Source organism: Crocosphaera sp. Alani8, from assembly GCF_038442745.1.
Lineage (GTDB): Bacteria > Cyanobacteriota > Cyanobacteriia > Cyanobacteriales > Microcystaceae > Crocosphaera.
The window spans coordinates 1-13,011 of record NZ_JARVCN010000292.1 but is presented as its reverse complement, the minus strand read 5'-3'; the positions used below and the strand labels follow the sequence as shown (position 1 = coordinate 13,011).

Here is a 13,011-nt window from a genome sequence, read left to right as displayed (position 1 = left end):
TTATGAAACTTCTATAACAAACGAGTGCTGACTCTATGACAGGAACTTGTCTGGTTGGTTTTAACTCAGTATATCTTAGACTTTTGCCGCTTGACTTAAATTACTCGTTCTACCGAGTTATTTTTCCATAGAGTAGGCATCACAATAATAATAGCATTGTCTTCATGGTGATTAGATAAATCTTATGACAGATAGTACATTGACTCCTACTGATTCTCTCCAAAATCGAAGTAAAACTCTGCGTAATCAACGCCGTTTAAAAGGATGGCAAGGAGTGTGGCGATTTCTTTTTCTCTGTGGTGTCACGGGAGGGTTAGTCTGGGGTGTCAATTTACCCCATTGGCTAATTCAAGAAAAATCACAAATTAAAATTCTGGGTAATGAGCAGCTGCATGAAGAGCAAATTCACACCATGCTTGGTATGAGTTATCCTACCCTAATTTGGAAGTTACCGATTCATCGTTTGAGGCAAAAACTAGAAAGTCAACCTCCTATTGAAACCGTCTATTTAACTCGGGAGTTACTGCCTCCAGAAGTTACCATTATGGTAGAAGAAAGAGAGCCTGTGGCTAAAGCAACTATGGGCAGAGAAGTTGGCTTTATAGATAATCAGGGGGTTTGGATTCCTGAGAGATTCTACCAGGGGGCTAAAGTTCAACCGTCTGTGAAATTCAAGGTGTTGGGGTTGACTCGACAAAGTTTAAGCTATTGGGAAACTATTTACCCTTTAGTTGTTAATTCTACTATTGAAATTACGGCACTGGATTGGCGTGATCCCAGTAATCTAATTTTACACACTGCTTTGGGAAAAGTGCATTGCGGAACCTATCTCAATAGGGAGCGTTTTATTGAGCAAATTCAAGGGTTGGCTAAACTGCGTAAATTGTCTTCTCAGGTTGCCAAGGAAAGAATAATTTATATAGATTTATCCAAACCGGATGCTCCTTCGGTTCATCTTAAGGATATTCCTCCAAAGTCCCCTGAGTAAACGGCTACATTGAGACTATAAATTAAACTCTTTTAAAGCAGGAAAAAAGTTACTATTTTCGTGACTAGGACGGCTTAATTTAATGAGGGCAAATCGTTGCAATGGTGTTAGTTTTTGCCATTGTTCTAAGGTGATTTGTTTGTTAAATTGACTTGCTTTTTCTTGAATTTCTTCAGGAATAAGCTCGGAATTTAACCAAGGTGGATTCTCCTCGATGGGTAAATTTTTGGCAGGATTTCCTGTTTTTTCGGAGACTAAAGTTTGTAAAAAATCTCGATATAATTTCACTTCTTCGGTGGTTTCACAAGCCATGTTAATTAACACTTGTTTTTCTTGGGAAGTAAACTGATTCCAGTGGATTAATTTTAGTTTTACCCCACAGGTATCTAACTTGAAACGGACAATCATGGGAATGCAGTGCAAAGAGTCGATAAATTCTTGTTCAAATCGAAAAAAATGAGCCATCATATCTGATACTTATTAAGTAGAATTGACTAATTGAGTTCTCTTTCAATAGCTGACGTTCCTACTGGTTTATAAGCTACTTGATCTCAAACTCGGGTAAAATGTATCTAGCTAATTATTAATAAATTCCTGTGGCCAATTCTAACGTTTCTGATCCTCTTTTGCGTACTCCCTTATACGATCTCATTGTAAAACAGAAAGCAAAAATGACAGCGTTTTCTGGTTGGCAAATGCCGGTACAGTTTACTGGGCTAAAATTAGAACATCAAACAGTAAGAAACGAAGTGGGGATGTTTGATATTTCTCACATGGGTAAGTTTACTTTAGAGGGAAAAGGGTTGATTTCTGCGTTGCAATCCTTAGTTCCTTCCGATTTGAGTCGGTTAAGTCCAGGTGAAGCTCAATATACCGTATTATTGAACCCTGAAGGGGGCATCATCGATGATATTATTGTTTACTGTCAAGGGGCAGAAAAAGCGGTTATTATCGCCAACGCAGGGACCAAGGATAAGGATAAAAAGTGGATTTTATCTCATTTAGAGGCAACTAATGTTGATTTTAAGGATGTCTCTTCAGAAAACGTTTTATTAGCCATACAAGGACCCCAAACGGTGGAAAAATTACAGCCTTTGGTGGAGGCAGATTTAACACAACTATCTTTTTTTGGTCATAGGGAAACCCAGGTACTGGGTTTCCCTGCCTTCATCGCGCGCACGGGTTACACTGGAGAGGATGGTTTTGAGGTCATGATACCCTCGGAAGGGGGACAAAAATTATGGCGATCTCTACTGGAAACTGGGGTCACTCCCTGCGGTTTAGGTGCAAGGGATACCCTGCGTTTGGAAGCTGCTATGTGTTTATACGGTCAAGATATCGACGATCGTACCACTCCCCTAGAAGCAGGATTAAAATGGCTGGTGCATTTGGATAAAAAAGAGCAGTTTATCGGGCGAGAAGTTCTGGAAAAACAAGCCACAGAAGGGGTTAAACGGCGTTTAGTGGGGTTACAAATGGAAGGAAGACATATTGCCCGTCATGGCTATTCGGTGGCTTCTGGGGGCAATATTGTGGGGGAGGTGACAAGCGGAACTTTAGCCCCGACGGTGGGAAAAGCGATCGCTTTAGCTTATGTTCCTACTGGGTTAAGCAAGAAAGGAACAACGGTGGAAGTAGAAATTAGGGGGAAGTTTTACCCGGCTAAAGTGGTCAAAAAGCCTTTTTATAAGTCTATAAATCGTTGATTGTGTGACGGGGAATAGGGAACAGAATGTTTTCGATAATTATCTAATATCGGTAGTCCTTGTTTCCAATTCATCAACTTAACTATGAAAATTCCCCGTCTATTATGGTTAATATTTTGTATTAGCAGTTTGGTTTTATTTTTTTGTTCCAGTTTACGTCATTGGTTATTTCAATCTAATGCTCTAGACTTGGGATGGTTTGATCAATCCCTCTATTTAATTAGTCAAGGAAAGCCCCCCATTGTTTCCTTTTCTGATGATCATATTTTAGGGGATCATGCTGCTTTTATTTTTTATCCCTTGGCTTTATTTTATATTATTTATCCTAATGTACATTGGCTATTTTTAATTCAAGGGTTGGCTTTAGCTTTATCTATTATCCCATTATGGTTGTTGTCTAAACAAGCAGGATTAAAAGATAATTTAGCCTTATGTTTAGTTGGGGTTTATTTACTTTATCCTTTAATTTTTAACGTTAATCTATTTGATTTTCATTCAGAGGTGATTGCTTTACCTGCAATTTTTTGGGCAGTATTAGCAGGAAGATCGAAGAATTTTTTACAGTTTACTTTTGCTATTGTCTTAATTCTAAGTTGTAAAGCGGTCTTATCGTTAACGGTTGCAGCAATGGGAATCTGGTTATTATTCTTTGAAAATAGAAAAAAATATGGACTTTTATCGCTTTTTTTAGGTACATCCTGGTTTATTATCACCACACAGTTAATTATCCCTTTCTTTAGCGGAGACGAAGTAGCTGCGGTAGGACGTTATTCTTTTTTAGGGGACTCGGTAACAGAAATTATAACTAATTTAATTTTGCAACCTAATCTTATTTTAGGTCGCCTTTTTACTTTAGTAAACCTAGAGTATATTATCTTATTATTTATTCCTCTTATTTGGGGTTTAAATATCCGTTATTTGAGTCCATTGGTAGCGGCGACTCCTGCATTAATTTTAAATTTGTTGACAGATTACCAACCACAAAAAGACTTAGTGCATCAATATTCTATTCCTATATTACCTTTTTTGTTGATCTCAGTTATAGCAACTTTAGCAGCAAATAAAGGGTTAATTCGTAATCCTAAATATATTACACTTTGGTCATTAATAGCTTTTTTGGCGTTGGGAAAATATGGTTACTTTACTTCTCGGTATTTAGAACAAAGAGAAACCCTATTAGCTATGAGAGAAGCAGTTAAATTAGTACCCCATGAGGTAAAAGTGCTAACGTCTCCACAAATTTCCCCCCATTTAACTCATCGTAGTATTATCAAATTAGCTATTAAAGATCGAGAACCTATTAACATAAAAAACTACGATTATATATTGCTAAATACTCGTTATCCAGGATGGGAAAATTCTCAAGATACTGTTAATAATTTGGTCAGAGAACTAAACAATAGTGATGATTTTGAATTAAATTATCAGAAAAATGGTGTGGTTTTGTTCATAAAATAAGTTTTTAAAAAGTTCTTATAGTTAACTGATCAATTATTTTTAGTCCATTCTTCTGGGTTCCTATCTACTGCATACTGAAAATTTTTCGGAATTAACTTGATTGTAATTTCTGATTCGGACGAAGGAAGAGGATCAATTTGAGCATATAATAGTTCTCCCTGAAAATTTGTTTGACCTATAACAATTGTATGTTGTTCCTTATTATCAAGTTCTACGGTAATTGTTCCTAATGGTTTATCTAAACCGTACTCTTTTTTCTGACTACTAGGAACTGTTAATGTTCTCTCGCTTTCACTATTAGCTAAAAGATTAGTTAAAAAGGCAATAACAGCATCGTTAGCAACAGTATCTTGAGGGGTTTTCATTTGCCAAGGTTGATTTTCATCGGTGGTTTTTTCAAATTCATAAGTAACATCTCTAGTTTCAATTGTTAATGCTTTGATATCTTTTTCCTCAAAAGTAAATAATTGTTTATTGTTGTTGGTAACTTCTTCACTTTTGGGGTTAATTTGGAATTCGTAAATATATACTCCTATACCCAATGTAGCAGCTATTACTAATAAAATTAAAGTCGTCTTTTGTAGTTTCATAATTAACCTATTTGTTATCAATTGTTATCTTCTTCGCCACCAGGTTATTCCAGCAACAACTAAACCTAATAATGGAAAAACACCCAAGGACAAGATAGTAACTATATTAGCTTGTAAAGGCGATAAATTAAGTCTTCTATCTTTTGCTTCTTTGGGACGAATAGATAGAATTTGTTCGTCCTGATTGCTCAACCATTGTACAGTGTTTAAGAACACATCTCCATTTAATTGTTGATTAAATAGATTATTAGTTGCAAAAGTTGAATTGCCAATAACCACTAAACGAGACTCTATTTGTTGATCTTCAGAATCACTATTTTGTTCCTCTTCTTTAGGTTCAGGATTATCATTATTTTCTGTTTCATTGATGTTTGAATCAGGTTGATTATTTACTGTATTGTTTATTTCATCTTTGCTTTCTTCTTCTACAATATTACTTTCTGTTGTTGTATCCTTAACTATTTCTGGAACAATGGTACGAGTTAATGCTACTCCTAAATCAAACGGTCCTGATATATCCTCTTGAGGATCAAAAATAACTTCTTCTGATTCTAAATCACTTTCGGCCCACATTTGGTCGTTAGTAACTAATAAAGAGGTTGCTTCCACATTTTCAACTTCGACAGTATCAACCGGGCGGGATAAAGGGTAGAAGGAAATACTATTAGCAAACTCTTCTGTGATAGGATGGTTTCCGTAGTTGGTAATAAAGGGAGTTGTCGGTCCTAAACCTACAATACTTCCTGAACCTGAACCGTCTATAATAATACGATTATCTAACTCAATTCCCCAGTCTTTTAGTATTGGTTCTAATCCTGGATCTATGTTAGGATCTAGGAGTAAAAGTGCGCTACCTCCTTGGTCTAAATATTCTTTTAATACTGTTACTTCTTGCTCAAACAATTCTCGTTTTGGACTAGCAATAATAATCACATCAGTATCATCAGGAATACCACCATTTTCTACTATATTTAGGGAGTTAATTTCATATCCTTTACTTTCAAGACTTTTGCTTGCTTCTGATAAACTCCCTTCGGGAGAGGGTTCTAGGGAATATTCTCCGTGTCCTTCTAATAGGTAAATTTTTGGGATATAATCTTTCTGAATCCTAGCGATCGCATTGGTTAGTTCTATTTCTGATAAGGGTTCTCTTTGATTAAAACTAATCAAGGTTTGTACCAATTGTTTTTTATCTTCGTATTCTAAATAAACATCTCCTAATGATTGAACATTAAACTGTTGAGTGAGGTTAACTTTGATATCTGGATCGATAACTTCAAATTGAAAGTTATTATTATAACGTTGATAATTTTCTAATAAGTCTTCGTCTTGGGGGGTTATTTCTTTGTCAAATAGATAGACTTTAGTTGGTTGATCTAGGTTTTTAACAATTTCTTGAGTTTCTAATGATAATGTATATAGCTGAGTTTCTGTTAAGTCAATACGAGGAGAATATCGAACAGCAATAAAATTAATTAACGCTAAAATTGCCAGTAAAGAGACAGTCGCAATAAAAGCATTTGTTCCTGTTTGGGTGGATCTTTTTTGCCAAAAACTTCTTCCTGTGACTAATAAATAAATTAACCAGATAAATAAAAATATCCCTCCCAATATCACCAAAGTTAAATAAAGTACAGTTTGATTCTGAGTTATAACAATAGGAACTAAACCAGCAAAGGTTAAAATTAGTCCAGGAATAAAAAGGTATTTGAAGATTATTTTATAATTGCTTATTTTGTTCATTTTTTAAGAATATTCTTAAGGTGTTTCGTTAAAATTTAAGAACGTTGAAATCGGAAAGCTTCAATTGATTGTGCGGTTAAAAAGATCCCTAGAAATATATAGCTTGTAAACAAAACTAAACTACTTATGTCTAATACACCCCTTACTAAATCTGTATAGCGATCGAAAAGAGAAAGATAGGATAAAATACTTTTAAATGGTTCTTGTAAATTAGAGGCGATCGCATCCATAATCCATAAAAATAAGATCGAAACAAAAGTCAAAATGTAGGCTAAAATTCCACTATCGGTCAAAGAAGAAATAAACATCCCCAAAGAAAGAATAGCAGTAGCAACTAAAATTAATGCTCCATGAGATAATAAGATAATGTTGATATTTATAGGCGGACTTGCATTGCTAAAAATAATAATTTCGTAAATCCAAAACGGGATCATTAACACAATAAAAAATGCTAAAACCCCCAACAATTTTCCCACAGCAACCACCCAGTTAGTCACAGGAGAGGTAGCTAATAATTCAAGAGTTCCTCGCTTCCTCTCTTCCGAGTAGAGTCCCATGGATAAAGCAGGTAACACCACCAATAGTAAAGAAATAATTACTCCAAAAAAACTCTCTATAAATTGACCTTGAAGATCCACAGGTATAGATACTTGACCACTTTGTTCTAAAAAGGAAAGGGTTTGTAACATCTCTTCTAGAATAGCACTGAAAAAGAAGCCCCCAATTAACCAAAAGACAGCAGCAATAATATAGGCGAAAGGAGAAGAAAAATAACTTTGAAATTCTTTACGAAAAATAGCTGTTAAATTAGTTAGTATCATCATTATTAAAATAGTTATAAAGTTTGTTCAGAATCCTTTGCTTCTTCTTGTATTTCCGTTGCAGATTCTTCTGTAATCACATTTAAGAAAACATCTTCCAAAGTAGCACGGGTTCGCTTCATTTCGTATAAATCTAACCCTTGATTAATAATTAAAGCAGCAATATCTTTTCCTATTTCCTGATGAGAGTCAGTGGTTAACAATAAAGTATGACGCTGGTTTTGACTATTATCTTTAATTTCTACTTGACTAATGCCAGGAATATTATTTAACATTTTTTCTAAAGCAAAAACATCCCCCTCTACTTCAATTTCATATCCTCCTTTTGCTGTTAAATGGGACATTAAATTCTCAGGGGTATCCGTAGCAACCACTTTACCACCGTTAATGATAGCAACACGATCGCAAGTCATACTCACCTCTGGTAAAATATGGGTGGATAAAATCAGGGTATGCTCCCCTGCTAGACTCTTAATCAAGTTGCGAACCTCGATGATTTGTTTGGGATCAAGACCAACAGTAGGCTCGTCTAGTATAATTACGGGGGGATCGTGAACGATAGCCTGAGCAATACCAACCCGTTGCTTATAACCCTTAGATAGCTTACGGATTAAAACCTTACGTTTATCTTGCAGTTGGCAGCGTTCCATAGACCAATTTACCCTAGATTGGCGATCGCTTCCCTTTAATCCTTTAATTCTAGCTACGAACTTCAAAAACCCTTCCACCGTCATGTCAAGGTATAAAGGAGGGGTTTCTGGCAAATAACCAATGTTGCGTCTAACTTCTAGGGACTGTTGGTGGACATCGTACCCCGCAATTTTAGCAGTTCCTGCACTAGCTGGGATGAAACCACTAAGTATACGCATAGTTGTGGTTTTTCCTGCACCATTAGGTCCCAAGAAACCTAAAATTTCCCCTTTTTCAACGTAAAAATCCACATCTTCAATAGCATGGGTTGAACCGTAGATTTTGCTTAGGTGTTGGACTTCGATCATAGGGCAATTAATATGAATATATCCATTAGAGCTTAAATAGTATCATTCTAAATTTCAATTTCCAGTTGCTTGGTTGTGACAAAACATTCCCCAGGTAGGAGAACAGGGTTATGACGAAAAATCAGTTGTCCTCGATAACTTTTACGATGGATAGCGATGCCATAAGGACGTTGGGCGTTTCTGGGGTGTAACATACAATAAGTTCGATAGATCCTTTGGGCCACTCGCAATAAGTTAGGGTCTAAGATAATGGTAGAGTCCATACCATTTCGTCTGGACTCGTCGATCTGAGGTGCATAGGTCATAGGTGTCATTTCCTCACAAAGTTATGGAAGTTAGTTTTGAATGTATCAATGCAAAGAATACACATCAAAGGACGGAAAAACCCCTAACTATGATTCCAATATTCTCAATAAAACTTCCCCCATCTCTTTACAACCCACAGCTTTCATTCCGGAAGACATAATATCTCCTGTGCGGTATCCTTGGGCTAAAGCTTCTAAAACTGCTTTTTCTAGCTTAGTGGCTGCTGTGGGTTCATTTAACCCGTAACGTAGCATCATGGCAGCACTGAGAACTTGCGCTAACGGGTTCGCTTTATCCTCTCCTGCGATATCCGGGGCGGAACCATGAACAGGTTCAAATAAACCAGGTTTTTCTAAACCCAAACTAGCAGAAGGCAACATCCCAATACTACCAGTTAACATAGCTGCCGCATCGGAAAGGATATCCCCAAATAAGTTACCCGTAACGATAGTATCAAACTGTTTGGGTTCCCTGACTAATTGCATGGCTGCGTTGTCTACGTAGAGGTGAGACAATTCTACACTGGGGTATTTTTCAGCCATGGAGGTAATGCGATCGCGCCATAGTTGAGAAACATCCAAAACATTAGCTTTATCCACAGAACAAAGCTTACCACCGCGTTTTTGGGCGGTTTCAAAGGCAACTTTGCCTATACGGTCAACTTCTGACTCTGTATAAGCCATCGTGTTGACCCCTCGTTTTTCCTTATTTTCTGTCTCAAAAATACCTTTGGGTTGACCAAAATAAATCCCCCCCGTTAACTCTCTGACTACCATGATATCTACTCCCCGTACAACTTCTGGTTTCAGGGAAGAGGCATCGATTAACTGCGGTAGGATAGTCGCTGGCCGTAGGTTAGCAAAAAGATTGAGTCCAGCGCGAATGGCTAATAATCCTGTTTCTGGTCGTTGTTCACGGGGTAAATCATCCCACTTATAACCCCCAATGGCGGCTAACAACACTGCGTCGCTGCTGCGACACATCTTCAAGGTTTCCTCTGGTAGCGGTTTGCCTGTTTCGTCGATGGCTACCCCACCAATAAGGGCTTGCTGGAATTGAAAATCGATGTCTAACTGCTTACCAACAACTTTGAGGATATCAACGGTAACAGCTAAAATCTCAGGGCCTATGCCGTCTCCTGGCAGTAGGGTGATGCTATATTGCCTCGTCATAGTTCGATGTTTGTTTAATTTTTTTACCTAGAGATGGCTAATCCTACGCTTGAGTCTCTATTTTGTTCTTTTACACCTAACTATCCTAACCTACCAAGAGCCGGTTAAAAAAATTTTCTCAGGACGCTTGACACTCACAAGGAAACTTGTTATCTTAGTAAAAGTCTAGAAAAACCAAGCCCCCATCGTCTAGTGGCCTAGGACACCTCCCTTTCACGGAGGCGACAGGGATTCGACTTCCCTTGGGGGTACTAAAAAGAGTAAGCTAACCTGCTTGCTCTTTTTTAGTGGGTAATTTAGTACGGATGTATGCTCCCTTTTTATCTACTGTATCAATGGTCAGTTAATTATGTCTTCAAGCCAAATTTTTGAACAAGTTATTCTCATTAAAGCAAGTGCAACTATGGTTGAACGTTGTATTACAGATTTAGAGTTGATGCACCGTTGGTTGAATCCTGCTTTGAAATGTGAACCCATTCGAGAATGGAGTACAGAGATTGGGGGAAGGAGTCGTTTCATTATCAAAGTTCCATTGATTAATCCAACATTAATTAGTCATGTAATTGAACGGGAACCAGGGTTAATCGTTTGGCAATTTACTGGATTTTTCAGAGGAAGAGATCGCTGGGAATGTCAACCGACTCAAGGGGGAACAAAATTAATTAATCGCTTCGAGTTTGAAATTCCGAACCCGTTAGTCAGTTGGGGTTTTAATCAGTTTGCGGCTGTTTGGACAAAAAACGATATGAAAGCGCAATTAAGAAGATTAAAAAGGGTTGCTGAAGAAACTTATCGATTGGAATGTAGCTAAAATTTATCTACATAATTAGTTATTCAATTGTTATAAAAGATTCGATAGTTTTGAGTAAAGTTTTCGCCAGAATGGGTTTACCTAAGTAAGCATTCGCTCCTAATTCTTTGCCTTGTTCTTGATGACGTGAAGCTGTTCTGGAAGAGGCTATAATAATAGGAATCTCGGAATATTCTGGTTGGGAACGGAGCATTTCAAGCAATTCAAAACCATTAATACGAGGCATTTCGATATCAGAAATAATTAAATCTACTCCTCCTTGATGTAATTCTAGTTTTTCTACGGCTTCTTGTCCATCACGACAGACAATAACATTAAATCCTACTTTCTCTAATATTCTTCCTAATAAACGTCTTGTAGCCACAGAGTCTTCTGCTACTAGGATTGTTCCTTTTCTATCGAAAGATTTTAATCTATTTTGTTGAGATAATAAATTAGATTCTGTTTCTGAGAAAACAGTGAAGGCTTGAGGTGAGATAACTGGAACAATCTCTCCTCCTCCTAGAATAGTACATCCTAGTAAGTAAGTTGGCAAAGTTACCGTTTCATCGAAGGATTTAACTAATAACTTTTCTTCACTGAGTAGATTATCTACCATTACCAAAAACGGATGGGAAGAACTTTCTAGGATAATTGCAACTTGAGATTTTACAGAAAGATCGCAATTATTTTTGTCAGATAATAATTTAGATAAATGTAGAACAGGAATTGATTTATTTCTCCATTTTACTCGAGAATAATTGGGTTTTTGCCACACTAATTCTGATACTGGAATTGTTTCTATAACACTAGATGTAGGTATAGCGAGAAGACGATGTTGCCAGCGAATTAAAAATAAGGACATAAAGTTAATATTCAGGGGAATATTAATAGTAAAAGTAGTTCCTTTATTCTCTTCGCTTGTGACTTCAATTGTTCCTCTTAGTTTTTGTATTTTATTGCGAACAATATCTAAACCAACTCCTCTTCCCGCCAATTCACTAGCTATGTCTATAGTAGAAAAGTGTGGGTGAAATATCCATTCTAAAATTGATTCTTGGGATAATTTATCAAAGGTTAGTTTTGAAGAAATAAGGTCTTGATCTTTAGCTTTTTGATAAACCTTATATAAATCAATTCCTTGACCATCATCCTGAACAATTATTGTTAACTGGTGATTCTCAATGCTTGCAGATAGCTGAATTGTAGCATTTTCAGATTTATTATGAGCCAATCTTTCTGATGTTAATTCAATACCGTGGGACAAAGCATTATTAATTAAATGAGATAATGGTACCTGTAACTGCTCTAATAAAATTTTATCAATTAAAACATTCTCTCCCTGAATAGATAAATTAACCAACTTATTAGAGCGAATAGCTACTGATTGTACTTGGGGCAAAAATCGCTGAGCAATTGTTTTAAACGGAACTAATCTACATTCTGTTACGTTATTATAAAGGGAGTCAATATTCGTCTCAAATCCATCTAAATTATCAGAAACATCTTGATTAATTAGATTCAAATCAGCATAATTTTCTTGAAATTGAAGCATTAATTCTTGAAAGCTTTGTAAACTGCTGTGTATTTCTGTGTATTGATCTAATTCTAAACTATCAAAATCTTCCTGGTGATTTAATGCAATAGAAGTGGGAGCAATAGCTAACTGGTTATAAAAATTTTGTACTTGTTCTTGAATCGGTTCAAGTTGACGAGAAATACTTCTTATTTTTCGAGTAACTTGAGATAATTGTTCTTGTCTTAGTCTCAATCTTTCCCTGATTACCAATAATTCTTCTACTTTGTTTGTCATTATATCTAGTCTTTCCGAGGAGATTCGTAAATTCAAAGAAGATAAAGAATTTTCTGCGTGATTAGAAATATTATTGTTTTCGGTATCAATTTCTGATTTCAATTGCCTGGTATAAGGTGCATTCTCTGGGACATAATTCGTATTTTTAGCAGAATAAAAATCTAAAAAATTAGCAATTTTTTTCGATAATTGAGCATCTATAAATATTTCTTTCTCTTCATCTGCTTGATGTAATAAAATTGTTATTTCAGTAACTACAGATGTTAACAACTCCCAACCTTCTTTGGTCCGTTCATTAGGGTGCTTTTGAAAAATTGCTAAGATATCTTCAAACCCATGAGACAGTTCCATAATACTAGATAACTGAGCCATTCCTGCACCTCCTTTTAAAGAATGTGCAGCCCTCAATAATTCAGTAAAATCAGCATTTTCATATCCTTTTTCTACCTCTATTTTTAAGATAGAAAGATATTCGGGTGCATCTTCATCTAAAAAGCACTGACGTGCTTCTTGTGTCATTTCGGCAAGGGTAACGTCATCTAGTTCAAATTTCATATTTTCCTCAATTTATAATATGAAGCTTCTCAAAAAGTCTGGGGGGACTCGCCGAAAGTTAGGGGACAAAG

The 13,011-nt window shown here is 36.3% G+C and carries 12 protein-coding genes and 1 tRNA gene; 5 read left to right on the top strand and 8 right to left on the bottom strand.

Features of this window, described 5'->3' with window-relative positions; genetic code table 11:
* The first annotated feature begins 184 nt into the window (after window positions 1-184).
* Window positions 185-988, top strand: a complete 804-nt coding sequence (locus tag P9B04_RS15985; protein WP_342055980.1) for a cell division protein FtsQ/DivIB — start codon at window positions 185-187, stop codon at window positions 986-988.
* 15 nt (window positions 989-1,003) lie between these two features.
* On the opposite strand, the gene P9B04_RS15980 is transcribed toward P9B04_RS15985, so the two are convergent.
* Window positions 1,004-1,453, bottom strand: coding sequence for a nitrate reductase associated protein (locus P9B04_RS15980; RefSeq protein WP_342055993.1), 450 nt, complete (start codon window positions 1,451-1,453; stop codon window positions 1,004-1,006).
* A gap of 131 nt (window positions 1,454-1,584) precedes the next feature.
* Between P9B04_RS15980 and gcvT the strand changes: the two genes are divergently transcribed.
* A complete protein-coding gene (gcvT, locus tag P9B04_RS15975) occupies window positions 1,585-2,694 on the top strand; it encodes a glycine cleavage system aminomethyltransferase GcvT (RefSeq protein WP_342055979.1) in 1,110 nt (369 codons plus the stop codon).
* A gap of 84 nt (window positions 2,695-2,778) precedes the next feature.
* Complete coding sequence (locus P9B04_RS15970) at window positions 2,779-4,152, top strand: DUF2079 domain-containing protein (RefSeq protein ID WP_342055978.1); 1,374 nt, start codon at window positions 2,779-2,781, stop codon at window positions 4,150-4,152.
* A 29-nt stretch (window positions 4,153-4,181) separates the two neighbouring features.
* On the opposite strand, the gene P9B04_RS15965 is transcribed toward P9B04_RS15970, so the two are convergent.
* The 6 genes from P9B04_RS15965 to leuB all read right to left on the bottom strand — a co-directional run bounded on the left by P9B04_RS15965 (window position 4,182) and on the right by leuB (window position 9,782).
* The gene (locus tag P9B04_RS15965) at window positions 4,182-4,742 is read right to left on the bottom strand and encodes a DUF4340 domain-containing protein (RefSeq protein WP_342055977.1); all 561 of its coding nucleotides are present in this window, start codon (window positions 4,740-4,742) and stop codon (window positions 4,182-4,184) included.
* A 24-nt stretch (window positions 4,743-4,766) separates the two neighbouring features.
* Window positions 4,767-6,485: a GldG family protein gene (locus P9B04_RS15960; RefSeq protein ID WP_342055976.1), complete on the bottom strand. Its 1,719-nt coding sequence runs from the start codon at window positions 6,483-6,485 to the stop codon at window positions 4,767-4,769.
* A 35-nt stretch (window positions 6,486-6,520) separates the two neighbouring features.
* Window positions 6,521-7,306: an ABC transporter permease gene (locus tag P9B04_RS15955; RefSeq protein ID WP_342055992.1), complete on the bottom strand. Its 786-nt coding sequence runs from the start codon at window positions 7,304-7,306 to the stop codon at window positions 6,521-6,523.
* A gap of 14 nt (window positions 7,307-7,320) precedes the next feature.
* Window positions 7,321-8,304 (bottom strand): ABC transporter ATP-binding protein, encoded by a 984-nt coding sequence (locus P9B04_RS15950; protein ID WP_342055975.1) that lies wholly within the window; start codon window positions 8,302-8,304, stop codon window positions 7,321-7,323.
* Between the two features lie 47 nt (window positions 8,305-8,351).
* Complete coding sequence (locus tag P9B04_RS15945; protein WP_342055974.1) at window positions 8,352-8,609, bottom strand: hypothetical protein; 258 nt, start codon at window positions 8,607-8,609, stop codon at window positions 8,352-8,354.
* 87 nt (window positions 8,610-8,696) lie between these two features.
* Window positions 8,697-9,782, bottom strand: coding sequence for a 3-isopropylmalate dehydrogenase (gene leuB / locus P9B04_RS15940; protein ID WP_342055973.1), 1,086 nt, complete (start codon window positions 9,780-9,782; stop codon window positions 8,697-8,699).
* Between the two features lie 178 nt (window positions 9,783-9,960).
* Here leuB and P9B04_RS15935 point away from each other — a divergent pair.
* A tRNA-Glu gene (locus P9B04_RS15935) sits at window positions 9,961-10,033 on the top strand.
* Window positions 10,034-10,131: 98 nt separating this feature from the next.
* The gene (locus tag P9B04_RS15930; RefSeq protein WP_342055972.1) at window positions 10,132-10,593 is read left to right on the top strand and encodes an SRPBCC family protein; all 462 of its coding nucleotides are present in this window, start codon (window positions 10,132-10,134) and stop codon (window positions 10,591-10,593) included.
* A gap of 19 nt (window positions 10,594-10,612) precedes the next feature.
* Here P9B04_RS15930 and P9B04_RS15925 read toward each other — a convergent pair whose 3' ends face one another.
* On the bottom strand, window positions 10,613-12,940 hold the full coding sequence (locus tag P9B04_RS15925) for a hybrid sensor histidine kinase/response regulator (RefSeq protein WP_342055971.1): 2,328 nt from the start codon (window positions 12,938-12,940) through the stop codon (window positions 10,613-10,615).
* Window positions 12,941-13,011: the final 71 nt, after the last annotated feature.